Origin of the sequence: Alcaligenes faecalis, from assembly GCF_009497775.1 — a bacterium.
Classification (GTDB): domain Bacteria; phylum Pseudomonadota; class Gammaproteobacteria; order Burkholderiales; family Burkholderiaceae_B; genus Alcaligenes; species Alcaligenes faecalis_D.
Genome location: NZ_CP031012.1, coordinates 4,121,772 through 4,146,038, shown reverse-complemented (window position 1 = coordinate 4,146,038; position 24,267 = coordinate 4,121,772). Strand labels below are relative to the sequence as shown.

At 53.8% G+C, this 24,267-nt stretch carries 20 protein-coding genes; 6 read left to right on the top strand and 14 right to left on the bottom strand.

The features are described 5' to 3' along the window. Nucleotides 1-44: 44 nt before the first annotated feature. The 6 genes from DUD43_RS18995 to argE all read right to left on the bottom strand — a co-directional run bounded on the left by DUD43_RS18995 (nt 45) and on the right by argE (nt 6,011). Nucleotides 45-1,142 (bottom strand): ABC transporter substrate-binding protein, encoded by a 1,098-nt coding sequence (locus tag DUD43_RS18995; protein ID WP_035270004.1) that lies wholly within the window; start codon nt 1,140-1,142, stop codon nt 45-47. Nucleotides 1,143-1,401: 259 nt separating this feature from the next. After that, the gene (locus DUD43_RS19310) at nt 1,402-1,674 is read right to left on the bottom strand and encodes a hypothetical protein (protein ID WP_228125859.1); all 273 of its coding nucleotides are present in this window, start codon (nt 1,672-1,674) and stop codon (nt 1,402-1,404) included. Nucleotides 1,675-1,800: 126 nt separating this feature from the next. Beyond that, nucleotides 1,801-2,772, bottom strand: a complete 972-nt coding sequence (locus tag DUD43_RS18990) for a Bug family tripartite tricarboxylate transporter substrate binding protein (RefSeq protein WP_153231486.1) — start codon at nt 2,770-2,772, stop codon at nt 1,801-1,803. 30 nt (nt 2,773-2,802) lie between these two features. Continuing rightward, nucleotides 2,803-3,807, bottom strand: a complete 1,005-nt coding sequence (locus DUD43_RS18985; RefSeq protein WP_153231485.1) for an ornithine cyclodeaminase family protein — start codon at nt 3,805-3,807, stop codon at nt 2,803-2,805. Between the two features lie 2 nt (nt 3,808-3,809). Beyond that, nucleotides 3,810-4,784, bottom strand: coding sequence for a threonine ammonia-lyase (locus tag DUD43_RS18980; RefSeq protein ID WP_153231484.1), 975 nt, complete (start codon nt 4,782-4,784; stop codon nt 3,810-3,812). Between the two features lie 30 nt (nt 4,785-4,814). Beyond that, on the bottom strand, nt 4,815-6,011 hold the full coding sequence (gene argE / locus DUD43_RS18975; RefSeq protein WP_153231483.1) for an acetylornithine deacetylase: 1,197 nt from the start codon (nt 6,009-6,011) through the stop codon (nt 4,815-4,817). Between the two features lie 109 nt (nt 6,012-6,120). On the opposite strand from argE, the gene DUD43_RS18970 reads away from it, so the two are divergent. The 4 genes from DUD43_RS18970 to DUD43_RS18955 all read left to right on the top strand — a co-directional run bounded on the left by DUD43_RS18970 (nt 6,121) and on the right by DUD43_RS18955 (nt 9,829). Beyond that, entirely contained in the window at nt 6,121-6,723 is a 603-nt protein-coding gene (locus DUD43_RS18970) for a helix-turn-helix domain-containing protein (RefSeq protein WP_228125858.1), read from the top strand. A gap of 134 nt (nt 6,724-6,857) precedes the next feature. After that, a complete protein-coding gene (gene mnmE / locus DUD43_RS18965; protein WP_153231482.1) occupies nt 6,858-8,231 on the top strand; it encodes a tRNA uridine-5-carboxymethylaminomethyl(34) synthesis GTPase MnmE in 1,374 nt (457 codons plus the stop codon). Between the two features lie 43 nt (nt 8,232-8,274). Beyond that, complete coding sequence (locus DUD43_RS18960; RefSeq protein WP_153231481.1) at nt 8,275-9,303, top strand: virulence RhuM family protein; 1,029 nt, start codon at nt 8,275-8,277, stop codon at nt 9,301-9,303. Between the two features lie 136 nt (nt 9,304-9,439). Next, on the top strand, nt 9,440-9,829 hold the full coding sequence (locus DUD43_RS18955) for a DUF6180 family protein (protein WP_153231480.1): 390 nt from the start codon (nt 9,440-9,442) through the stop codon (nt 9,827-9,829). A 129-nt stretch (nt 9,830-9,958) separates the two neighbouring features. Here the strand turns inward: DUD43_RS18955 and DUD43_RS18950 are convergent, their stop codons facing one another. Then, entirely contained in the window at nt 9,959-10,381 is a 423-nt protein-coding gene (locus tag DUD43_RS18950) for a hypothetical protein (protein WP_228125857.1), read from the bottom strand. Between the two features lie 283 nt (nt 10,382-10,664). Here DUD43_RS18950 and DUD43_RS18945 point away from each other — a divergent pair, with 283 nt between their 5' ends. Further along, nucleotides 10,665-13,967 (top strand): autotransporter outer membrane beta-barrel domain-containing protein, encoded by a 3,303-nt coding sequence (locus DUD43_RS18945; RefSeq protein WP_153231479.1) that lies wholly within the window; start codon nt 10,665-10,667, stop codon nt 13,965-13,967. 27 nt (nt 13,968-13,994) lie between these two features. Here DUD43_RS18945 and DUD43_RS18940 read toward each other — a convergent pair whose 3' ends face one another. From DUD43_RS18940 to DUD43_RS18925, 4 genes are all read right to left on the bottom strand, one after another. Further along, entirely contained in the window at nt 13,995-14,747 is a 753-nt protein-coding gene (locus DUD43_RS18940) for a DUF4880 domain-containing protein (protein ID WP_153231478.1), read from the bottom strand. Between the two features lie 280 nt (nt 14,748-15,027). Next, a complete protein-coding gene (locus tag DUD43_RS18935) occupies nt 15,028-15,903 on the bottom strand; it encodes a hypothetical protein (protein ID WP_228125856.1) in 876 nt (291 codons plus the stop codon). A gap of 294 nt (nt 15,904-16,197) precedes the next feature. Beyond that, on the bottom strand, nt 16,198-16,986 hold the full coding sequence (locus DUD43_RS18930) for a PhzF family phenazine biosynthesis protein (RefSeq protein ID WP_153231476.1): 789 nt from the start codon (nt 16,984-16,986) through the stop codon (nt 16,198-16,200). A 271-nt stretch (nt 16,987-17,257) separates the two neighbouring features. Beyond that, a complete protein-coding gene (locus DUD43_RS18925; RefSeq protein ID WP_153231475.1) occupies nt 17,258-17,611 on the bottom strand; it encodes a winged helix-turn-helix domain-containing protein in 354 nt (117 codons plus the stop codon). Between the two features lie 562 nt (nt 17,612-18,173). Between DUD43_RS18925 and DUD43_RS18920 the strand changes: the two genes are divergently transcribed. Next, entirely contained in the window at nt 18,174-19,091 is a 918-nt protein-coding gene (locus tag DUD43_RS18920) for a pyridoxal-phosphate dependent enzyme (protein ID WP_153231474.1), read from the top strand. Nucleotides 19,092-19,309: 218 nt separating this feature from the next. Here DUD43_RS18920 and DUD43_RS18915 read toward each other — a convergent pair whose 3' ends face one another. From DUD43_RS18915 to DUD43_RS18905, 3 genes are all read right to left on the bottom strand, one after another. Then, nucleotides 19,310-20,311 (bottom strand): DUF4105 domain-containing protein, encoded by a 1,002-nt coding sequence (locus DUD43_RS18915; protein WP_228125855.1) that lies wholly within the window; start codon nt 20,309-20,311, stop codon nt 19,310-19,312. 190 nt (nt 20,312-20,501) lie between these two features. Next, nucleotides 20,502-21,350: an archaetidylserine decarboxylase gene (gene asd, locus DUD43_RS18910; RefSeq protein WP_153231473.1), complete on the bottom strand. Its 849-nt coding sequence runs from the start codon at nt 21,348-21,350 to the stop codon at nt 20,502-20,504. A gap of 220 nt (nt 21,351-21,570) precedes the next feature. Continuing rightward, on the bottom strand, nt 21,571-22,938 hold the full coding sequence (locus DUD43_RS18905; RefSeq protein WP_153231472.1) for a diguanylate cyclase: 1,368 nt from the start codon (nt 22,936-22,938) through the stop codon (nt 21,571-21,573). Nucleotides 22,939-24,267 lie beyond the last annotated feature (1,329 nt).

The window sequence follows — 24,267 nt, the reverse complement described above, 5'->3', positions numbered from 1 at the left end:
AATGCCCCCTCATCAAACGATAAAATCCGCAGCTCATTGTGCTCTTAGTCCGCCGTTACTTTTGCCTGAGCAACGATTTCCGGCTGCCCGCCTTGAAGCTTCACCAACACGGCATCAAAGCCGTAGCCCTGGCGTTTTTCGTTGAATTTGAAGTTGCCATTGGGACCGTTGTAATCAGTGGCCGGCAGCGCCAGACGGATCTTGTCCGGGTCGGCTTCCCCTGCGCGTTCGATCGCGTCCATGATGATGTTCATCGCGTTATAGCCAGCTACCGAATACTTGCCGGGCAGCTCGCCATACTCTTTCTGATAGGACTGCACGAACTCCAGATTTTCGGGACGCTGCAAGGTGTGGGCGTAAGGAACGGCTGCATGAATGCCTTCTGATGCAGAGCCGGCCAGATTCACGAAGTCCGCGGTCGCCCAGCTGCCCACGCCAAAAATCAGACTCTCCAGACCCACTTCCTTCATCTGTTTGACCAGAATCGAGCCGTCCTGAGTTTCGGCTGCCACAAAGACACCATCCGGTTTAGCGGCCCGTACCCGCGTCAACAAGGTATAGAAATCCGTGGTGCCATGGTCGAAATACAGCTTTTGCACGGTTTCACCGCCCAGGGCTTCGATCTGACTGGAGAACTCCTCCATGCCACCCCGGCCCCAGTCATCATTCACCCCGATGTAGGCAATTTTTTTCAGTTTGAGCTGCTCGACCAGAATCGTTGCGAAGGCATGGGCCAGCAAACCATCGGTTTCTGCGGTTCGGAAGAACCACTCATTGCCACGCTCGGTTAAATCACTTTTTGACGACACGCCCGAGAGCAGAGGCACTTTGTACTTTTGCGCCACACTCATGGCTGCGATGGTGGCGGAGCTACAAAAGGCACCGGAGATAATCGGCACCTTGTCTTTCTGAATCAGCTTTTCAGCCGCATTCACGGTTTTGGAGGGCTGGCACTCTCCATCCTCAATAGCCAGTTCAACCTGTTTGCCCAGGACCCCGCCACGAGCATTTCGCTCTTTGACAGCCAACTTGGAGCCATTCACATCGGCTTCCCCGTTGTAGGCCACCGACCCGGTCAAAGGCTGAATCACACCAATTTTGATGGTTTGCGCTTGCACGGCCCCCACAGCACCAAGCGTCATGAGCAACCCCATCGTCAATATCGTCTTGCGCACCTTGTATCTCCTTCCTTGGTTTTTAATTAACTGATTGATTATTTCTAGTTTGAAATATTATTAACTGACTAGCCAATAAATAAAATACAGGGAATTCCCTACAGACTTAAAATAATTTTTTATTGTTATCTATCAGCTACTTAATGGGATTAAAGCAGCTTCAACGGATGATTGAAGCCAGTCGAAACCTGCTTACCAGCCCAATCTTGGTAGCAACATTCAAGTGCTATTTGAAGGAGTGAGCCAGAGGTATTTCGGCTGCTCCCAGGCTGCCTACGAAGCGAAAATCCAATGCTTCAGCACCTAGATAATCAGTTCTCTTTTCGGGCCACGAAGCCTCTTTCTGATGATGAAATGCCGCCCAAAAGCTGGCCTCAAACGAGGCACAGCCAACAAGCTCTGAAGGTGCCGGTTCCCTTCTTGAAATTGCCATAAAAAAACGGACCTGATTTGGCATCAGGCCCGCATTCCAGCTTTTCTGCGCTAACAAGTTTTGCACTGTTAGCTGCTACTAGCCGTTGCTCCCCATGTTCCATAAGAACGGAGCTGAAACGCTAGTCTGCACTCATCGGGCTTGATGGACACCGCCCATCCCAAGCAGCCGTCTGCACCAAAGCCCTGAGTTTTACTGCTGCAAATACCCCGATTCCTTGATGATGGGTCCCCAGGTATCCAGATCATCCTGAACGATGCGGGACAGCTCCTGCGCACTACCCGATTCTGGTCGGAAGCCGATAGGCGTAATCGCGCTTTCAATCTTGGGCAGCTTGGCTACTTCATTGAAGGCATCCTGGAACTGTTTGACCATCTCCGGCTCCATGCCCAACGGGGCAAAAATCCCCATCCAGCCCGACGCCTTCAGATCGCCGTAGCCCATTTCCGCAAAGGTAGGCACGTCTTTCAAAATAGGCAGGCGTTCTGCACCCGTAATCCCCAGCACCCGCACCGAACCGGCAGCGACGTGCTCGGTAATCATGCCCACAGCATCCACGCCAGCAGGGATATGGTCACCCAGCAGGTCGTTGATCAAGGGGGCGCCCCCTTTGTAAGGCACGGGGGACATCTGGACATCGTTCTTCTTGGCGATGCTGTAACCCATGAACTGGGGAGCACTGCCAGGAGCGGGAATGCCATAGTGGCCGTATTTTTCCGGTTCCTTGCGCACCAGTTCCACGTACTCCTGCAAGGTATCGGCAGGCGTGGTTTTACCCACCACAAAGATATGCTCGAATTTTGCAATCACCGCCACCGGCGCAAAGTCCTTCATCGGATCGTAGCTGACCGTTTTTACGGTCAAGGGCAGGGTGGTCATCATGTGATTATTGGCAACCAACAGCACCGAGCCATCCGTGGGTGAGCGCAAAAAGCCTTGAGCAGCCACCTGCCCGCCCGCGCCAGCACGGTTATCCACCACCACATTCACACCCAGCTTCTCGCGCAGTTGCTCGGCATATACCCGCGCGACGGCATCCGCTGTTCCGCCAGCCGGATAGCCCACGACCAAACGTATGGTGTCCGGCAATTTGCTGGCAACAGACATGCCCGTCGCCAATGCCAACGCCGTTCCCAGCAAAACCTGCGCCCATTTCTTTTTCATTACTTGTCTCCCTACCTCTTGATGACGCTATTAAAGTTCTACTACTCGTCCATTCCCTTGTGCGGCATGACGGCTTAACAAGGCGGCCGCCGTCAGTACATCCTCGAATGCCAGTCCCAAGGATTTAAAAATCGTGATTTCTTCGTTGTTGATGCGGCCTGCGGCTTGCCCCTCCAGAACGGCACCCAGCTCGTTCAGCTCGGTATCCGCCGACAGATAACCCTGCTTGCACGCATTCAAGAACTCGCCTGACTCGTTACGAGTGGATTGCGCGCGGTCCACAAACAAGCGGCCTGCCGTCATGGTGGGGCCATCCAGTTCACTACTGGCTGGCGTGCTGGAACCCATCGCAGTGATATGTGTGCCAGGGCGCAACCATTCGCGCTGCAAAACAGGTGTGGCAGAACTGGTGGCCGTCAGTACCAGATCCGATTGGGACACAGCTTCCTGGGCCGAAATATCGGCTATCAAAGGACAATCCAAATACGCCTGGGCTTCTTCAATAAAATGCTGGGCTGACTGTGCAGAGCGGGTAATCACAAACACTTTGCTCAAGCGACGCACTTGCGCCACAGCGCGCAACTGCCATAAGGCCTGATGACCGCCGCCAAACAAGGTCAGCACACTGGCATCCGGGCGCGCCAGCATATCGGTGGCCAGACCACTGACTGCCGCGGTGCGCAAGGCCGTTACGCTGCTGGCATCCAGAATGGCGCGAGTCTCGCCGGTCAAGCCACTCATCAAGAGCACGCAGCCCTGATGGGGGTCTTTACCCAGGCGCACATTGTCTGGAAACAGGGTGCCCATCTTGGCACCGTACAAAGGCTCGGGATAAATCTCCGGCATGTCGATGCAGGCAGGCATCATGCCCAGAAAGCCGCTGGACAAACTGCTGCGCACAATCGTACGCAAGGGCTGGTCAATACGCCCTTGCTGCATGGCGATAAAACCCTGGCGCATCAGATCAATCGCCGCCCCCATATCCAGCCCCTCATACACTTCCTGGGCTTTTGCTACATAAACGCTTAGCTGCATGATTAGCCTTGCGCCAGTGGCGTGGTGATATGGCGAATAAAGGTGTCGGTATCCGTGTTGGAGCCGCAAAACAGCACGCCCACTCGTTGCCCGGCCAGATGTTTACGCAAGGGGAACATCAAGGCGGCTGTGGCTACAGCGCAAGCCGGTTCAGTAGCCATCTTGAATTCGTTGAACAGGAAGTGCATGCCAGCGCGGATCTGGTCGTCGTTGACGGTCACCAGAGTGTCGATATTGTCCTGACACACGCGGAAACTGAACTCGTCGGTATGCGGCGCCATCAGACTGTCTGCGATGGACTGCATGGCGCCGATTTTTTGTGGCTCACCAGCCTGGCGGCTTAGCGCCATGACGTTCGCGCCCACAGGCTCGATGCCATAAACCACGCAATCAGGCTGCCACAGCTTGACGGCTGCCGAGACACCCGCGGCCAAGCCACCGCCACCAATCGGTACCAGCACCGCGTCCAGCTTGCCCGCTTGCTGCAACCACTCGTAGCCCAGCGTGGCGGTTCCCAGCACGGTGGGGTAGGTACTGAATGGATGAATGAAGGTTTTCTGTTCATCCTTTTCAATCTGGCGCACCAGTTCAAAAGCCTGCTCGCCATTGTCGGCAAAGACGATCTCGGCCCCATATTCACGGCACAAGGCTACACGGGCCGGGCTGGCCGTCTTGATCATGACGGTCTTGGCTTTCACACCCATTTGATGGGCGGCATAGGCCACAGCCACGGCATGGTTGCCTGCAGAGACGCAGGTCACCCCTTGCTGGCGAGCCTTTTCGGACAAGCTCAGCAAGTTGTTGAAAGCACCGCGTGCCTTGAAAGTGCCCGAGGCCTGCAAATGTTCGAACTTGAAATTGACGGCGCTATCCAGACGCCCGGTCTGGTAATCAAACACGGGCGTCTGACGCACATAGGGACGCAGACGCTCATGCGCCTGCACCACGTTTTCCTTGGTAACTTTTTCTGTTGTCATGGGTTTGCGTTGAAACCTGTTTGTCTGTTTTTAAGAGGCCACGGCCTGGCTGCGAATCAGGGCGCGCAAGAACTGCTCGCACTGTTCCACTTGCGCCAGTTCTACGTATTCATCGGGGCGGTGGGCCTGCTCGATATTGCCGGGGCCACAAATAATCGAAGGGATACCGGCTTGCTGGAACAGACCTGCTTCGGTGCCGTAGGCCACTTTGCGCACCGTGTCGTCCCTTGTCAGTTCACGCACCAGTTTGGTGATGGCGGCTTGCTCTTCGGGATTCAGGCCGGGGGCGCTGGCCAGCTTTTCCAGCTCCACCAAAGCATCGGGATGCTCGCGGCGCATGGCGGGCAGGACTTTCAGGTCGATGAACTCACGGATTTCCTGCAAGATCGGCTCGGGGTCCACGCCGGGCAGATTGCGGTATTCAAACTCGAATTCGCACAGATCAGGCACGGTATTCAAGGCGATACCGCCACGAATCATGCTGGTCTGCAAAGTGGTGAAGGGCACGTCGAAATCGTGATCGTAGGGACCCATGCTCTTGTAGTCGTCGGCCAGATCACGGATGGCGGTAATGATGCGTGCCGCATGTTCAATCGCGTTTACACCCTTGGGGGTCAGCGAGGAGTGCGCGGCATGACCATGTACGCGGCAGCGATAGGCGTTAATGCCTTTATGAGCCACGATAGTGCGCATGCTGGTGGGTTCGCCCACCACGCAGCCTTCGGGTTTGATGCCACGACGGACCAGATCATCAATCATGACGGGCGCGCCCACACAACCTACTTCTTCGTCGTAGGAGTAAGCCAGGTGGATGGGTTTGGCCAGCTTGGTCTCCAGCATTTCAGGAACCAATTGCAGCGTCACACCGACAAAGCCTTTCATGTCGCAAGTGCCGCGGCCATACAGGCGCTCGTCACGGATCTCGGCCTTGAAAGGGTCGCTGCTCCAGTTCTGGCCATCGACGGGCACCACATCGGTATGACCCGACAGAACAATGCCACCAGTACGTGTGCCATCGGCTGCCGGAATCGTGGCAAACAGATTGGCCTTGCGGCCACTGTCGTCATGCGTCAGCACGGTTTCCAGCCCTTGCTGCTGCAAATAGGCCTGTACGTCGTGAATCAGTTCCAGGTTAGATTCCCGGCTTGTCGTATCATAAGCAATCAGTTTTTGTATCCATTCCACCGAGGTAGAGGGATAAGCAGTAGGATCAAACAACGCAGTCATGCCTTCTTTCTCCCAGCGTAAAGCGTGTAGTTCTATACAATAGGACAGAGTTTTCTTATAAGAAAATTAATAATATTTATAAGAAGATGGTTTATTACTTCTTTAGGTTATGACAAAAGACTTAGCCACCACCGCCCCCAATTTATTAAGCAAAACAGCCATGGGGGCGCGCATACGTGATGAACGCAAACGACAGGGCTTGACCCTGCTCATGTTGGCACGCTTATCCAATGTGTCTTTGTCCACCCTGTCCAAGGCAGAGCGCGGCCTGATTGGCCTGAGCTACGAGAAATTCCTGGCCGTCAGCCGCGCCTTGAAAATGGATTTGTCGGACCTGTTCAAGACACCGCGCGATCAAAACGAATCCGGCATGGATATTCTGGTGGGACGGGCCTCACGCACCGTGACCTACCATGCCCATCGTTATGAGTACGGCATGCTGGCATCGGAATGGATCAACAAGAAAATGACGCCCATGCACGGGCGTGTACTGGCTGGTAAACCACGCGATGCCAGCGACTTCAGCCAGCACGAAGGCGAAGAGTTCATTTTTGTGATTGAAGGGCAGCTGACCATGCAATTCCAGGACGGCCGCCGTCATGTGCTGCAATCGCGCGACAGCATCTACTTCAAAAGCAATCTGGGCCACCTGTATCTGTGCGAACACGGGGAAAGCGTGGAGATTCTGGTGGTTTGTGTGAACAATCACTAGGCTCGAGAGCCTAGGCCACAGGTACATAAACACCAGTATTTCAGATACCAGCAAGGGCTAGCGCTTCCAGCACGAACCGTCCATCTGCTCCATTACAATACGGTTCTGTTCCGCCTCTTTGATCGATCTGCCCTATGTCCAGTTCTTCCCCTATTGTGGCTATTGCCACCGCCCCCGGCCGGGGTGGTATTGGTGTCATCCGTGTGTCCGGCAAGGAGCTTGATGCTCTGATCCAGACCCTGTTTGGCCGCGCGCTACAAGCGCGTCATGCACACTTTTTGCCCTTCAAGGATGCACAAGGCGAAGCAATCGACGAGGGCATCGCACTGTTCTTTAAAGGCCCGCACTCTTATACCGGCGAAGACGTGCTGGAACTGCAAGGCCACGGCGGCCCAGCTGTTCTGCGCCGCCTGCTGGATCGCTGCCTGGAAGCGGGTAAAGATCAGGGCCTGCGCCTGGCCGAGCCCGGCGAATTCACCCAGCGCGCCTTCCTGAACGACAGACTGGACCTGGCCCAAGCTGAGGCTGTGGCCGACTTGATTGACGCTTCCTCGGAGGCCGCTGCCCGCAGTGCCGTCGCCTCCCTGTCCGGCGTCTTTTCCAATAACGTCAACGCCCTGGCCGACCGCATCATTCACCTGCGCATGCTCGTAGAAGCCACGCTGGATTTCCCCGAAGAAGAAATCGACTTCCTGGAAAAATACCAGGCAGCGGCCACCCTGCAAGGCATACAGGACGAGCTGGAACGCATCCTGCAGCATTCGCGTCAGGGGGCGATTCTGCGCGAAGGCCTACACGTTGTACTGGCAGGCCAGCCCAATGTGGGCAAATCCAGCCTGCTCAACGCCCTGGCCGGTGAGGATGTGGCCATCGTGACCGATATTGCCGGCACCACCCGCGATCGCGTCATGCAGCTGATCCACATTGATGGCATCCCGCTGCATATCGTGGATACCGCCGGTTTGCGTGAAACCGAGGACACCGTAGAGCGCATCGGCATTGCCCGTACCTGGGACGAAATCGCCAAAGCCAACGTGATCGTGCACCTGCTGGATGCACGCAACCCGCAAGACGAGCTGGACAGTGCCATTACCACTCGCCTGCCATCACATGTACCCGTGCTGCGCGTCTATAACAAGATAGACTTGCTGACAGCTGAGCAACAGGCCGCCTTGCCCGCCCAGGAAAGCGGCGCCACCGTGCTGCCAATTTCCGCCCGTAAGGATGTAGGTCTGGACACGCTGCGCCGCACCTTGCTGGATATCGCAGGCTGGAACCCCGGCAGCGAATCCCCCTGGCTGGCACGAGAACGACACCTGCGAGCCTTGGAGCGCGCAGAGTACCACCTGGGTCTGGCGGCAGAACACGCTACGCACAGCGATCAGGTGCTGGATCTGTTTGCCGAAGAACTGCGCCTGGCACATCTGGATTTGTGCTCGATTACCGGCGAATTCAGCAGCGATGATTTGCTGGGGGAGATTTTCTCCAGTTTTTGTATTGGGAAGTGACCTCGTCTAAAGACTGAGCCATTGATGTGCAGAGGGACTAGGCATGAGCGGCAAAAAGCTGATTCGAAATAGCACCACTGAATTCCTGATCTTTACCGGTCAGGCTGGTGAGCAAAGCATCGAAGCTCGCTACGAAGACGAGACGGTCTGGTTGTCTCAGAAGCTGATGGCGGAGCTTTTTGGCGTTGATGTACGCACGGTCAATGAGCACTTAAAAAATATCTTTGGCTCTCAAGAACTATCCGAAGAAGCAGTTATCCGGAAATTCCGGATAACTGCCAGCGACGGTAAAAACTACCTGACGCAGTTCTACAATCTGGACGCCATCATCTCTGTCGGCTATCGGGTCAACTCCATCCGTGCTACTCAATTCCGCCAATGGGCCACCCAAGTCCTACGTGAATTTGCGATCAAGGGATACTTGATTGATCGTCAACGCATGGAGAACGGCAGTTTTCTGAACGAAGACTACTTTGAGCAGTTGCTGGCAGAAATCCGCGAGATTCGCCTAAGCGAACGGCGCTTCTACCAGAAGATCACCGATATCTACGCAACCAGCGTGGACTACAACAAGAATGCGCCCACCAGCAAAATCTTCTTTGCCAAAGTGCAAAACAAGCTGCATTACGCCATCCACGGTCAGACCGCCGCGGAGCTTATCCATCAGCGTGCCGATAGTCGCCAAGCCCATATGGGACTTAGCTCCTGGGCCAATGCACCCAACGGCAAAATACTGAAAACAGACATCAGTATTGCCAAGAACTACCTGACACAAGACGAGCTGGACTCCTTGGGACGCATCGTCAATGCCTATCTGGAGCTGGCTGAAAACCGTGCCCGCAGAAAAATCCCCATGACCATGGAAGACTGGGCCAAACGCCTGGATATGTTTCTGGAATTCGATGACCGGGAAATTCTGCAAGATAGTGGCAAGATTTCTGCCAAGCTGGCTCAATCCCATGCTGAAAGCGAGTTCGAGAAATATCGCGTCATACAAGATCGCTTGTTTGAGAGTGACTTTGATAAGGCGATCAAAGAACTAGGCTCCTCAAATCCGGAAGCAGAGCAATAGCCTGATCACTCCCATACTTGCCTACCCCAAACTCAGTAAAAACCCGAAATTCATCCCTGAATTAAGCCCTATCAAAACCCGCCCCCCTTGATCAGGACTATGCTGGGTATTCCATCGTCTCCTGCGGGAGGGCGTCATGCACACACTCAACAAGTGGGTTTTGATGGCCGCTTTGGTCCATACCACCTGGGCCGTCCAGGCCCAGGATCTGGTGCCTCTGGAGCTGGAAGCCGAGCAGCGCTCCATCTCTCGTTTGAACGTGGCTCAGTGTCTGGATACGGTCAAGCAAACGGCGACAGGGGAAGGCTATCAGCAGCGCAACGAGCCAACGGCCAACGATCAATTAGGGGTATATATCGGCGCTGCCCCTATGGGGGGCGGCTCGCTGGTGGTGTATTGCATTGATTTGAACCCGTCGACCGCCTATATCATTCACACCAAGGCGCAGGTCACGGCGGATTTGATGTCTCCGCATCAGCTTAATCACAAAATCACGCAGGCTTTAACAGTCGCGACCCAACCCTGATCGGTATCCAGCCGACACCTGAATATCAAAGGCGCAAAAAAGGGCGCAGTAAACGGGTTCATACGGGCAAAACCGCCCCCAACAAACCACCTGCGCCCCAAGGACTCCCAAAGCCAATCGAACGGCTTTTTACTTCATCAATAAATCCGCTACTTCCATTCGGCCCTCACCACCCAGCTCAATGTCGTCCATGACCTTGTTCAACATGGCATGCGCACTGGCCAACGCCGCATTCAGGCTGGTGAGCTCGCTTTGCACTCGCTCCAGTTCCTGTTTCTTCTCCGCTTCGCTGCCTTTATCGCTGGCCTGCACACGCTGCAGCTCCATCAACTTCTGTTGAATCTGCTCTTTCAGGTCGCGGATGCGCTTAAGGATGTCCTTGATGCCATCGGGCAGAGAACTGTCATCAATATCCTTGTCGCGCTCTTGTTTTTTGGCTTGCTGACTGGTCAGCGACAGCTCTTTTCCCAAGGATGACAGGCTCACCTTGATACGTCCCGACGAGTCTATGGAACCTGCATCTTCTTGCTCTGACACTACAGGGGGCGTCATGGCCGTCGCGTTTATCGGTTCGGCCACGGGCATATTTTGTCTATGTATTAAACCCTGTCCACTGATCTCTATCGGCATACTTTCCTCTGTTGAACACGTTCTCCCTTAGGGGTTACGGCTGAAACCCGGTAGTTCTTTACCACTGAGCATGTCATCAAGTGTTGCGCCTTTTACTCAGATGCTCAATACAACCCAGAAGTAAACGGCAACAAAAAACACTTTTATTTATCTGGATAGAAAAAATACCCCCTATCCATTGTCTTCTCATTGAGATCGGAACCCCATGGACTTGAAAATCAAAGCACTACTAGCCCACACCCTGTTAGCCTTGAGCGGGACCAGCAGCGCTTATGCCTACGAGACAGAATTCATTCTGAACAAACAAGGTCAACAAGCTTTTGAGTTGAGGGTCTATGGACCTGATGATGGCAGTTACGATGCGTCGGATGAGACCGATCAACGCGTTTCCCCCTGGAATATCGACGAGAATGGCCGGCTGAAAATTCGTGCCGCACTGGAGCGCTGGGCTGAAATCATCAATTTGCCAGCAGGGTATACACCGGCTGTGATCAATCTGGGAACCATGAGCATCAAAAATGCCAATGCCTATGGCAAGAAATGGAACGACTCGGCATACCCCAATTTCACCCTCTCAGCCTTACAAGCACGCTTGCTGGGGTTATTCCAGGGTGACCCGACTAATCCCGATGCCATTATCGGTGTTGGAAAAATAGATCTGGACACGGCCCCCGTCAACCCCAGCCAACTGCCTTTAACAGGCAAGGCTGATTACAATGCAGTGATTTTCCACGAGCTGGCCCACGCTTTGGGCATCAGCAATACGGTCACAGATACCCTGCCTGGCGACAGCTTTGATCCACCCGATCCCTTCTTCCTGAGTGAGCTTAGCCCCTGGGCCTTGGGCTTGCGCGATGACCAGGGCCGAGCCCCGAGCCCCGGGCAAAAGATCCTGTGTTCGGTCTGCTCCAACCCATATGATCCTGCCGCTTTTGACCTGCGCCAGGACAAGGGCTACTTCACCGGGGATCACGTACAGGAAGTCCTGAATGGTGCCATGCCGGGCGTCCCCGTCAGCATCCTGAACTACCACGACCAACCGCAGTACGGCGTGGACCGCAACTACATGAGCCACACCGAGCTGCGCAACAGCTTGATGAGCCATCAGACCTATCGCAACTACGTGAATCTGATGGAGGCCGAAATTGCCGCCTTGCAGGATATCGGGCTGAGCATTGATCGCCGCAACTTCTTTGGCTATTCGGTCTATGGGGACGATGTCACCCTGAACAATACCAATGGCTACTTTGCACGCAATGCAGATGGCACAGCCTACCTGCCCGGCCAGTACAACATGGCCACACAAGGCTTGGGCCTGCACATTTATGGCGAACGCAACACCATTACCCAGGCAGCGGATCTGCTGACAGCCGGTCCAGGAGGGGTAGGTGTACGTGTGGATGGTAGTGAAAACACGCTGATCATCCCCAAGACGACGCTTATTCATGCTCAAGGCTGGTATGGCCGCGGCCTGCAATTCAGCTATGGCCGCCTACACAATATTGTCCAGCAAGGCGAAGTCCGCGCAGATGGCCAGGATGGCGTGGGTGCCTTGTTTGATTTCGGCCAGAACGCCATGGGTAGCGACGATCAGTATCACGGCTCCTGGCTAGTCCTAGAGGGTGGCCAGCTACGTCCTGTACCAACCATTTTGCAAGGTGCCTTGATCAGCAACTACGATCTGTCCGGCACCTTGTCAGGCCAGAAAGCAGCCATCCATATCGCGGACAATGCCTGGGTACAAAACATCAATATTTTGCAGGGCGCGCAGATTACGGGAGACATCACCTCGGATTACAACCGCCGGGATGACAATCAGGACTTGCGCCTGACCCGCATCAGCTTTGGTCAAAAGGCCGATGAACATGGCCGTGCCACCAATGCGGCTGACCCCAACTTCCAGATGCGTTATGACGGCAATATCAAGGGCCAGAATAGTCTGGAGGTCGTCATTGCCGGGGGCGCAACGTCCTTGAATGGACAGCACGAGCTGTATGGCTTGCGCGTGGATCAGGGCGCTACTCTGTACGGCAATAGCGAATTCACCATCAACCCTGAATACAACTTCACCAATAACGGCACCCTCAGCCCCGGCAACTCCTACGGGAACATGACGATCAAGGGCAACTTTGTCCAAAGTGCCGATGGCCGGATTCTGGTGGAGGCCTCGACCACCCAGAACGATCATATTGATGTGCAGGGCCTGGCTCAGCTGGATGGCGAGCTGCACGTAGACCTGCAGCCAGACTGGTATCAAAACGGCTGGACACTGAATCAGGACAAGGTGTTCACCGCCAGCCAGACACAGGGGCAGTTTGCCTTGTATGGCGCCACGCTGGCGTCTCCCACCCTGAATGTACAAAGCACAGGCAATGGCTGGTCCGTCAGCCGTAATCAGGACGCTTATGCACAATATGCCGCTTCGCCCAATGCAGCCGCAGTAGGTACCAGCCTGGCCCAAGCCTCCTCGGGCAATCAGTCCCTGGCCGCCGTGTATCAGGCCATGGACTTCTCGCGTGCTGATGGCAGCGATATTGGCCTGGCACTGGATCAGTTAAGCGCAGGTGCTTACGCCGCCCAAACCGCCGCCGCCTTGCGCCGCGAACAACTGGTGTCCGAGCAATTGCGCCAAACCGAGGGTATCAACAAGAGCGGCTGGCAAAGCTTCATCCAGACCTATGGTGGCCGCTACCACTGGCAACTGGGTAGCAACGATGTGGACCACCGCAGCGAAACCTATGGGGTGATGCTGGGGGCGGAACACCGCGCTGAAGGCAGCGACTGGAGCCTGGGTGTACACGGTAGTGCCAACGAGCAGCGCGTCAACGTGGACGCTCCCTTCCAGGCCAAGAGCAAGCTGACCGGCCTGGGCCTGGGTGTCCATGCCCGCTACCGTGGCTATAGCCAGGAAGGCTGGAACGGTTTGGCTCAGCTGCGTGTGGGTATCGAGCAGGGCAAGATGAACCGCGACATCAGCTTTGCGGGCTATCAGGCACGTCCCTCCTCGGACTGGACAGGCCATACCTTCTCGCTGGGGGTACAGACTGGCTACAACTGGGCTCTGGGTGAGAACGGCAGCATCGGGCCGGTTCTGGCTCTGGATTACCTCCATTACCGTCGTCCTGGACTGGAAGAAAGTGGCGATGCCGCCAGCCGTCTGCGTCTGGATTCCAGCCGTCAAAACGCCTTGCAGGCCTCTATTGGCCTGGCCCTGCGTCAAAACTGGAATTTAAGCCAGGATCGTCAACTGCAAACGTCCTTGTCGGTGGCCTGGGAGCAGGCTTTGCTAAGCCGTAATCAGACCCAGGAAGCCGCCTTTGCCAGTGCCCAATCTGTGGGTTTTGATGGTCGTTATGCACGGGTGGATCGCCATGCCTTGTCGCTGGGAACCAGCATCAGCTTGCAGCAATCCGAGCGTCTGCGTTTAGGGCTGTCGGCCAATACCCGTTTATTAGGGGATAGCCGTGCCGATATAAACGGTAAATTGTTCCTGAACTGGATGTTCTAAACGCTCTGAAACGTAAGAGGCCGACTGTTAGTCGGCCTCATTTGGAGATACAGGAGCGGGTTGAACCCGTTTCATTCCAGACCATCGATCCACATCAATATGCTGACCGGGAATCAAGACCCGAATCTGTCGGCGCCACCATGTTCCGCTGGATACTTCGACCGAGCCGGTATCCACGGCAAACTTCATTTGATCGCTGTCCAGAAAGGCTGAAAACTGTCCCTTGTTGCTGCGTGCCTGTGCAAAGCTGGTAAAGACCGTCACGCTCTTTTGTGTGGGATCAGCCAACAGTAGCGTGACCTGACCGCGTAAAAGCTGCAGATTCAAGCTGTCCTCGTACTCGCGGATTTCAAGTGCAGAGTCCGGGCCCAGCTGTACTACCGCCCCATTCACAAAACGCTGCTCCAGCGCTTGCGCCCCCGATACCAGATGCTCTTCTCGCAATACCCGCTCGGGCCAGGAGAAAAATACGGTTAGCGCCAAGGCCAATACCAGAAAGCCCGCCAGCAAACCACGGTGATAGGGCTTGAGCAACACCGCCTTTTCCCCCGAGCTGGTCAATAAACGGCGTATCTCATGCTCGGGCGCATCCAGGCTGGCGTCACAAAAATAGCAAATGTATCGATATGAACGTTCATTTTCAGGATTGTCACGGCGCCAATCCTCAAATTCCCGTAATTCGGCTGCGGTAGCCTCACCCGAGTTCAAGCGAGTAAACCAGTAAGCAGCCTGTGCGTGGGCCTGCGTATGCTCCAGCAGCTCCCCTTGATATGTCGTCATAGCGGCATCTAACCTTGTTCAGTTAAGCCAGCAATAGGGTGGTTTCAGTCCAACGGGTTGTCTCGTCCGTTCAACGCCGAAACCTTGGAAAACAAAACCAGCAGCCACCAACCCTCTAATGTCCACCTTTGAAAACGATACGTTTTTATTTTATACATTCGCTTCAAATGCTTACATTAACTCAAATTGACCCATTCAAAACAAATTCGCCTTATTTAATTACACTCACCACAAAAAAAATGCAGATTACTGGTAAAAAAAGCCGGAATCGGGCCGTTAATTAGTGAAAACCGTCCAAAATTTGGCCACTAAGCAGGTCATGAGCCTGTTCCTTTCTCTGATCCGATTCACCGTCTGCCGCTAATCCCATTTTCAATAAAAGAGGCCACTGCGGGTAAAAACGATAGTTGGGCGTCGACACCCGAGTACCGGCCGGGTAGCTAAATCCACCGAATTGAATTTCCTTGGCCAATTGAGCATGCGAGAGATAAAGCAGATCTTTATTTTTATCGACTGAGAAATAAGCACGTTCCAAAGGCAGGTTCCATGCCTGAATCTGCAAACCGTTTTCTTCAACACGTACCATCCAACGGTCCTGATCCCTATCGCCGTTGACATACAAAGTCCCCTCCGGTCTGGACTGAACCAGGGTGCCCGCAGGCAGATCCAGAACAAGGTCCGGGGCTGTACTCATATTGGAAGCCGCTGCATACGGGCTCCAGCCCGTGATCTGATTCCCTTTGGCCAGAAAGCAGCTGACAAAACGAAAGCCGTTCTCTGCCGAGGGATCTTGTTCCATTTCAAGCACTTGGCTGCCATCACACTGCCAGCCTTCCAGCTCGGCATCTCCTGCCAGTTGCAGTTGCCAGCTGGAGTTCTGCAAATCGGGGCGGGGGCGCTTGACAGACAGCACAGGGGCTTTGCCCACCATGACCGCCTCCGGGAAACGGGCCCAGGACACGCTGTCCGGGTCACCCCACACGGTCAACTCCAACTCTGTTCCAATTGGCATATCGACCCCGGCAAAACGACCGGGCTCTTTTAAAACATGCTGCCGACTAGCCAGCTCCTGCTTCTGTCGTTTGTCGAACTGATAGACCTTCCACTGGAAAAAACTGTAGTAACCGGCCAATACCAGCAAAGGAAGCAAAATCATTATTCGAGGCCAGGGTTTTTTCTTGAAGTTTGCCCGGCGCTGTGGCTGCACTAAAAGCAAAACCGCCCAGACCAGCACAATAAATAGTGCAAGCGGTCCAAGCGTAATAATCAGCAGAAATACCAAAGAAAACGGGGCGACAGGAATCATAAGAGATCAAAAAACCATAAAAAGTCGCAATAAAGAGAGCCGAAAAGAAAAACAGGGCTTGTCTTGCTGGCTACAGTGCTGATAGAGCAGAACGGAATACAGGCACGGCCACCGCCATGCCCGTTTAAAACGCCTTGCGCCGCCTCAGGCGACCTGGATATGACCTTCCAGATACAGAACAGCCTGGCCCTTCAGAAACACGCGGTCGCCACTTAAGGTGCAATCCAGCACCCCACCACGGGCAGAGGCCTGATACGCCAGCAAATGGGTTTTACCCAGGATAGGAGCCCAGTAAGGCAGCAAGGCACAATGGGCCGAACCCGTGACTGGATCTTCCTCAATGCCATGGCCAGGCGCAAAAAAGCGGCTGACAATATCAAACAGGCCCGAGCCCGGCGCAGTCACAATACACCCATCACAACCACTGGCCAGCATGGCTGCAGTATCCACCTGCAGCTGTCGCACCTGCTCTTCCGTTTCCAAAACAGCCAAATGGGTGAAGTCATTACGCCACAATTGCGTAATCTTGGTGCCCAGGGCTTGCTCCAGCAAAGGATTGTCATCCACACGGCGAACCGGGCGAACCGGAAAGTCCATGACGTAGCCTGTTTCGTCACGACGCACCGTCAAGGCGCCGCTCAGAGTATGAAACACCACCTGGCTGTCCTGGGGACGCACATGCTGCAACACGACAGCGGCACTGGCCAAGGTCGCGTGGCCGCACAAGGGCACTTCTACCGTAGGGGTGAACCAGCGCAGGCGAAAGTCCTGGCCTTGTGGCACCAGAAAGGCGGTTTCGGCCAGATTGTTTTCCTGGGCAATTGACTGCAGCAAGGCATCGTCAGGAAACTCGGACAGCAACACCACAGCAGCAGGATTGCCTGCAAACAAGGTGTCAGTAAAGGCATCAAGCTGATAGATGGGTAAGCGCATTCTGCCTCCAGGCATGGAATTCAAGGTGAGTCCCCAGTATAGAAAAATAGACTCTTTGAAGGCAGGTAAATCCGTGGAATAGGGGCATTGTTTTAATACCGCCTATCCTTTCCGTTTTTTAAGCGCCGGGCACGCGAGCGCTTTTGGCAAACGCCTGTTTGCATTCCATTAGTTGGACCCGAGCGCATCCAGGTTATTTGCTTGATGTCAAAAGCTTATTTCTTGAAAGCGCTGCAATTGCACCGGATACAAGGCCGTGCCATTTGTTCAATCAGGCATTTGCCGCTTCTAAAAGACAGGCCGAAAGACGATCAAAATGCAGCAGGGCTGCCTGGCTCAAATCCACTTGTTTGCGGCGAGTGTCCTCCGTATCACTGAGGACAATCCAGCCTTTTTCGCGCATGGATTTGAGTCGGGTATGAATGGTCGCGGGCGATCCCAGCCGTTCTACGGCCATGACATCGCGTACCGACAAACGCAAACAGTCTTTCGATGCCTTGGCTACCAGCACCAAGATACGCTCTTCAAGAGGGTCCAGGCAGGGCAAGCAAGGCAAGGTATGCAGCGAATCGGCGAGCTGCAAAAAACGCATATAAATATCAGCAGGTCTGGTGGCAGTTTTCATAACAAAATCTTTATTCCTTTAAGAACCGCTACAGCAGCGTCCTTTCTAGAAATAAGTTCTGGTTATTATTGTTTTTATTCCGTTCAGGCAAAGCAAAAAACAACACTGCTTTATGGCCCGAGTGATTGGAATGAGTTTTGGTGCTTATCATGCACTTAAAATTAAACGCTTAAGACCGGGCCTGAATTCTGTAGGGAAAGGGGTCTTGAGTCAGGCGATTTGTCTGGAATTTTATCAGATAAGTCCTTGATTTAGCTTGAACACTACAATCCTGGTGACGCGAAATTGTAAGAAGGTGCAGACAAGCAGATAGATAGTAAGTTGCCTCACATTAAACGCTAATTACGGGACTTAGCGCAGAGAACAAGGACAGTTACAAAATGCAGGCCCAATGATATAAGCATCCATTCCAAACAGTTTTCCGCCCGCTTGTCCTGGCAGTCACAAAACACTGTCCAAGATCTTTAGCCACAGGTGTTTCAGACCGATAAAATGTGGCAAACAGGGCTCGGAGCGCCCAGCGCGCCCCCTCAGATCACTATAAAATCTGGAACGATAAGAAATGATTCTTCACCTTGAGACGCCACTCATTTATTCTCACGCCTTGAGCGATCAGCTTGGCAAACAAATCTGGTTGAAAATGGATGCGCTGCAGCCTAGCGGATCATTCAAAATTCGCGGCATTGGTCACTTGTGCCAGCACCATGCCCAGCAAGGAAAGAAGCGCTTCATCATTTCTTCGGGTGGCAATGCCGGAATTGCGGTTGCCTATGCCGGACGCCGCCTGACCATGCCCACCCTTGTTGTCGTCCCCGAAACCACTAGCGAGCACGCCAGACGCTTGATTCAACGGGAAAAAGCCGAGCTACACGTAGTCGGCAAGAACTGGCAGGAAGCCCATGAATATGCGCTGACCCTGGTGCAAGAAGACGATGCGCTGATTCATCCCTTTGATGATCCTTTGCTTTGGGAGGGTCATGCCAGCCTGATCGCAGAAGTGGCTCAAATGGGCGTACAGCCGGATGCCGTCCTGCTGGCAGTAGGTGGTGGTGGTTTGCTAAGCGGAGTGGCCCAGGGCCTGCGGGAGCAGGGCTGGGACAAGACCACGATTATTGCCGTAGAGACCCAAGGCACCGCCAGCCTGGGCGAATCGGTACGGCAGCGCCAGCACATCACGCTTAGCGAAGTCAGCGGGGTAGCCACCTCCTTGGCAGCACCACGCGTCTGTGACCAGGCTTATGCCGTCAGCCAATCCCATCCCACCACCTGCGTTCAGGTCAGCGATGCCCAGGCTGTCAGTGCATGTTTACGCTTTCTGACTGACCATCGTGTTCTGGTGGAACCCGCATGTGGCGCGGCTTTGTCGACTTTATACCTGGACCATGAGGCCCTGGCACCCTACAAGAATATTCTGGTTGTGGTGTGTGGTGGCAACACCATGACGCTGGAGCAGTTGGTGCAGTGGCGAGCCACGCCTTAAGCTGTCCTTGACCAGCCTTAGCGTATTTAACAAAAACAACGATTCCCTATAGCGCCTGCAATCTCAAAGCCAGGAGACAAGGATTAAAAAAACCCCATCACATGATTTTCATATGATGGGTTTTTTGTTTATTTTCTTTATTCCTTATTCGCTCTAACTTTCAGAGCATATAAAGTAAAACATATGTTTCACGTGGAACAAAAGCGCCTAAAACAGCCTTAAAAAGGCTTTACGAGAGGCAAATTCTGCCGAATCAGGGCCGAAAAATCCTGCCCATCCTGCTGCGACAAAGCCCTCGGGTTGATATAGCCCAGTTGCTTCAGTTCCTGGAAGCTATGACCTGGCGCCAAAGCATTCAGGCCATACACATACTCGGCCAAGTAGCCCGAAGCCAGCACACGCCAGTCCCACGGTATCCCGTCCACAATTCTGGAGACCATGTCGTAAACAATAGTCGTGCAGTTCGCCGTCAAGGTGTTGTAGAAACGGGGAGTGGTCTGCAATTGCTGGCCTTGCTCCACATACGACAGGAACAAGGCTTGCATGGCGGGTTTGGCTAGCTCCACGCTGTACATATACACGTCTTCGCCGCGCGCATTGCTGCGGGTACGCACAATGTCCTGCTCTGTTGCCGCAATCAGGCTCAGCTCAAACTCTTTGAAAAAACCGCCTATCGCAGAAAAGGCCTCATGCTTTTCCTTGCGAATCTCTACCGAGAACACCACATGGCGGCCATCCTCAAAGCCGAAAGACACCAGGGTATGAGCGATCACCGGGCCCATCCAGTAGGAGAGGAACATATCCACTGATTTAAGCGTTTGCAGATCGTAGCTCTGGCTTATCCAATGCTCATCAAAATCGGTTTCACTGCGCCAGTTAAAGTCACGCACATTGTGCAGGGTCACAACAGAGCCATTTACTTCGCCGTAGCTCATTCTGGCCACATCAGGCGCCCATTCCCGGTCGTTGCTGGGCGCAATACTGCTCCACCAGCCTACCAGCACCAGAAAGCCCAGCGCCTGGGGTACCAGGAGCCAATTCTTGCCCTTGCTCAAGGCATACAGGCTCAATACAGCCACCGCTATCCAGCCGGCCAGTGCCAGCCAGCGTCCAAGGCCTGCCGCCAGCTGAAACTGCAGTGCCAGCGTCCCCCAGGCCGCGACCGCCAAGACCACTAACAGGACCAAAATCTTGACCACCATCGCCCCCCACCTTTTCATACTTACTCCACAGACATCTTGAATACAGATTGTTTTTAACCGCTGAACAGTCAAAAAACCACGCTACGCCTTCGGCTTGCTGCCCCCCAGGGGAAGTTTTTGCCAGGGGCGCCGAGCCTTGAGGCGGCCCGACGATAAAAAAAAACCTGTGTCCACTTGAACACAGGTTTTATTCATTAGAAAACAGGGTTTAGCCCTGATAGCCCATCACCTGGCCCTGGCGGATCACTCCTTGCGGCTGCCAGCTCGGGTCAAAGCGATATGCGCTTTCTTTGGGAAACAGCATCACCACCGTGGAACCCAGCAGGAATCGGCCCATTTCCTGGCCCTTTTCCAGAGCGATATTTTGACCTTCGTAGTTCCACTCATGGATCTTGCCATCACGCGAGGCATTAACCACACCGTGCCAAACCGTGACCATACTGCCCACCACGGTCGCCCCCACCAGCACCAATACAAACGGGCCTTGCTCGGAGTCAAAAAAGCAGACCACACGTTCGTTACGGGCAAACAGGCCGGGGACACCGCGCGCCGTCGTCGGATTGACCGAAAATAAATCGCCCGGCACATGAACCATGCGCTTGAGCACACCCGCACAAGGCATGTGCACCCGGTGATAGTCGCTAGGGCTCAAGTACAGGGTCGCAAACAAGCCATCCTGATAGCGGGCAGCCTCCTGGGCATCGCCCCCCACCAAGGCCGTTGTCGAGTAGCTATGGCCCTTCGCCTGGAATACCTCGGCACCCTGGATAGGCCCCAGCTGGCTAATGGCACCATCAACCGGGCTGACCAAGGCGGTGTCCGCGATAGGGCGGGCACCGGGACGCAAGGCACGGCCAAAAAACTCGTTAAAGGTGGCGTAGCTGGCTGGATCGGCGTTTTCTGCCTCGCTCATATTGACCTGGTAGCGGTCGATAAAGCGCTTGATAGCCCAGGTCGTACGCCCACCCATGGGCTTGGAGGCCAAGCCGCCTAGAAACTGGGTCAGAGCCTGTTTAGGGAGCAGGTACTGGGGAAGAACAGCCAAACGGGGATGCATAAAATCAGCTCGCAAACAAATCCTGCTTCAGCCTAGGGCCAAAGCGTTTATGCCATTCAATGTAATTGTGTTTATCGCGCCACATCCGACCGGGGCCACCACATCAAGGGCCACGCAACAGTCAGGAATCAGGCGTCAAACACTGGCAGGAATAAAACAATACGCACTTGTAGCACAGGTTGCCGCCATACGACATAAAAGGGCGGACAAGCCTGTCCTGTCAGACGTATACGACCCGGTCGCGGCCTTCTTCTTTGGCTTGATACAAGGCGCGGTCAACCCGGCGCAGCGTGCGCTCGTAATCTGGGTGGCCATCGTACAAGGCCACACCAATACTGGCGGTGATATTCATGCTTTCCCCATCCACAACCCGGAAGGTTTCCGCATGAATACGCAGACGCAGATTACGGGCGGCACGCATTGCGCCATCCGCATCCACATCGACCAGAACCAGAAGGAACTCTTCGCCCCCAAGACGGAACACATAATCACCGGCACGAGCGCTATTGCTAAGCAGCTCGGCAAACTGACGCAGGATACGATCACCCGCATCATGACCATAGGTGTCATTGACGCGCTTGAAGAAGTCTATATCCACAGCCAGCAGCGCAAAACGCGATCCCCGCTGCTGGGCATAGCCCACTTCACGGCTAAGCACGACAGGCAGGTATTTACGGCTTAACAGGCGGGTCAGCACGTCCCGGCCAGACTCCAGCTCGTTTTGCTGCTCAAACAAGCGATCCAGGTGCAAACCAATGGCTCGGGTTCGATCACGCAGCTCATGCAGGCGCAGAACCTGTCCTTTCGCGTCTCCTTGCTCGAAAGCGGGCATCAGCTCGGTATCAATCATGTTCATCAGATCCAGGATCTCACGGCTCTCTACCGTGCCCTGGAAGGCATGCGCGCCCTTGTGCTTGAACCAGATACCGAAGTCCGAATCTCCAATCCGCGGGGCAGGCGTCACGCCATTGTTGACCGCCATCGCAAACATGAAGAGGTTTTCCCAATCCAGCAGCGCGGCTCGCTGTCGGCCACGCTCGGCCGCCACGTTCTGCACAATGGCAAACAGGCGATAAGACTCTTCGGCACGGGATTTACGCTCACGCGAATTGGCATAAGCATGGCTCATCAGCTCCATCGCCAGATCAATGAAGTTCTGAACATAGCGATAGCACTCCCAGGCCTGCTCGGAGCTAATAGTCGAAGATTCAAATAAAAAGCGGGCATAACGGCCCTTGAGCAGGCGTGCTCCGCGCAACACCAGATGAACAGGCACCCCAACCCGTGCATGGACCTCGCCAACCTGATTTTGCAGCTTGACCTGATCCTGCATATCACTGTGTTCATCCACCGAAAACAGCTGTACCAACCAACTGCGCAAGGAGCGATGCAAACGCTTGTGTACCTGATCGTGCGACAGATACACCTGTGCGGCAGGGTGCTTGAGCATATGCGTATAAAAATGGGTCGCAAGCTCGTCCTGGTTATCTTGAGTGATAGTCAGCACATGAGCACGGACCGCCAGGGGCACTTTCTGGAGCAAGCCGTGCCAGTCCTGAGCGGCTTCTTCGATATTCGGTTGAGACATGAAGTACGGGGAGAGTAGCGAGACGATACTTAAGGATTAAACAGCCTTAGCGGCAATTGTTACATGAGGGGAGATTTCGCGCTATTTCTTATAGCGATACAGGCCACGGGCTAGCAGGAGAATACCCCTGCTGCTCACAAGGAAAAAACATACCCCTTAAAGATAAGTGGGTGATTCCACGAGCCCAGACAGAAATACGCTGTCCCTGTACTCAGGCAAGCGCCTGTTTCGCCTCACTTTGACAGCGATTTGCGATTCAAACCCAAGGCTTTGTCGACCCAAATGCCCCGAAAGTTCCACGCTGAGCAGATTGTCCTATCAAAGTAGATAGCTGACAAAACGAATTCCCCACTATCGCCAAAAAGCCACGTTTGGCATCCGGACAGAGAACGATCAATAAAGCGTGCTAGTGCTTGGGCAAGGGAGGGAGTGCCAGGAAACGGATACGTAGGACTGGGTTTATATCCAATACTGAACAAATACCCAGACCTTCATGAGACAGCCGAGCCGCCGCGGTCGGGTCGGGTCGGGTCGGGTCGGGTCGGGTCGGGTCGGGTCGGGTCGGGTCGGGTCGGGTCGGCAGATAGGTTCCACCACTAAACCCGATCAATCAATGCTTACTACTCTGCTTCAAGTCATTTTTTTATTAAAAATAAGCAAACTTTATCTACAAAACCCAGAAAGAGATCAAAAAATAATCAAAGAAAGCGACTGGAGAATAGAGATAAAAAGACTCAAATAATTGATTAATTTCTATTTTTTCTGAGGAAATAAATTAATAAAAAAAGAGACCAGTCAAAATAGAAGAAAGATGGATAAAAAGAAAGCAATCCAAACAGCAATTAAAAACAATAATTCGAATTGCTAATTTTTATTTTTTTTAAAGACAGAGATAAAAACTGAAAGCAAAAAACAAAATCACGTTATTGAATTACAAAAACAGGGTTTTGTTTGGGACAGAAAAAAAATAACAATCGTGATAACCCAACTTATCCACAGATTTGGATAACAAAGAAATCCACAATTTTATTAACAAAATAGATTAAACCAAAAATGGAAATATAAAATCCGGTGAAATCAGCAGTTAATAAGAAAGTGAATAGTTTGTGGATATTATAAGGACTTAATTCGCACTCCAACATGGTGTTGGTGCAAACACCGACATCCGCTCATCCAGACGCTCCAGGCGGGCCAGATCCGGCCAGAAAATCGGTCAGGGACTGGGCAAAAAAGCTATATTTAAGGCAGCTACTGGCTCTGGGACCCTGTGGATAAGCTCCAAGAAGGCCTGTTGTGGACGTGCTGTGGATGAAAGGGGGATAAGTTGCC

Coding starts and splice junctions, on each gene's coding strand:
- DUD43_RS18970 (WP_228125858.1), top strand. CDS start 6,121: ATGACAAAAGACTTAGCCACCACCGCCCCCAATTTATTAAGCAAAACA.
- DUD43_RS18940 (WP_153231478.1), bottom strand. CDS start 14,747: ATGACGACATATCAAGGGGAGCTGCTGGAGCATACGCAGGCCCACGCA.
- asd (WP_153231473.1), bottom strand. CDS start 21,350: ATGCATCCCCGTTTGGCTGTTCTTCCCCAGTACCTGCTCCCTAAACAG.
- DUD43_RS18905 (WP_153231472.1), bottom strand. CDS start 22,938: ATGTCTCAACCGAATATCGAAGAAGCCGCTCAGGACTGGCACGGCTTG.
- argE (WP_153231483.1), bottom strand. CDS start 6,011: ATGACTGCGTTGTTTGATCCTACTGCTTATCCCTCTACCTCGGTGGAA.
- DUD43_RS18955 (WP_153231480.1), top strand. CDS start 9,440: ATGCACACACTCAACAAGTGGGTTTTGATGGCCGCTTTGGTCCATACC.
- DUD43_RS18960 (WP_153231481.1), top strand. CDS start 8,275: ATGAGCGGCAAAAAGCTGATTCGAAATAGCACCACTGAATTCCTGATC.
- DUD43_RS18990 (WP_153231486.1), bottom strand. CDS start 2,772: ATGAAAAAGAAATGGGCGCAGGTTTTGCTGGGAACGGCGTTGGCATTG.
- DUD43_RS18935 (WP_228125856.1), bottom strand. CDS start 15,903: ATGATTTTGCTTCCTTTGCTGGTATTGGCCGGTTACTACAGTTTTTTC.
- DUD43_RS18930 (WP_153231476.1), bottom strand. CDS start 16,986: ATGCGCTTACCCATCTATCAGCTTGATGCCTTTACTGACACCTTGTTT.
- DUD43_RS18995 (WP_035270004.1), bottom strand. CDS start 1,142: ATGACGCTTGGTGCTGTGGGGGCCGTGCAAGCGCAAACCATCAAAATT.
- DUD43_RS18985 (WP_153231485.1), bottom strand. CDS start 3,807: ATGCAGCTAAGCGTTTATGTAGCAAAAGCCCAGGAAGTGTATGAGGGG.
- DUD43_RS18925 (WP_153231475.1), bottom strand. CDS start 17,611: ATGAAAACTGCCACCAGACCTGCTGATATTTATATGCGTTTTTTGCAG.
- DUD43_RS18950 (WP_228125857.1), bottom strand. CDS start 10,381: ATGACGCCCCCTGTAGTGTCAGAGCAAGAAGATGCAGGTTCCATAGAC.
- DUD43_RS18980 (WP_153231484.1), bottom strand. CDS start 4,784: ATGACAACAGAAAAAGTTACCAAGGAAAACGTGGTGCAGGCGCATGAG.
- DUD43_RS18920 (WP_153231474.1), top strand. CDS start 18,174: ATGATTCTTCACCTTGAGACGCCACTCATTTATTCTCACGCCTTGAGC.
- DUD43_RS18945 (WP_153231479.1), top strand. CDS start 10,665: ATGGACTTGAAAATCAAAGCACTACTAGCCCACACCCTGTTAGCCTTG.
- DUD43_RS18915 (WP_228125855.1), bottom strand. CDS start 20,311: ATGAAAAGGTGGGGGGCGATGGTGGTCAAGATTTTGGTCCTGTTAGTG.
- mnmE (WP_153231482.1), top strand. CDS start 6,858: ATGTCCAGTTCTTCCCCTATTGTGGCTATTGCCACCGCCCCCGGCCGG.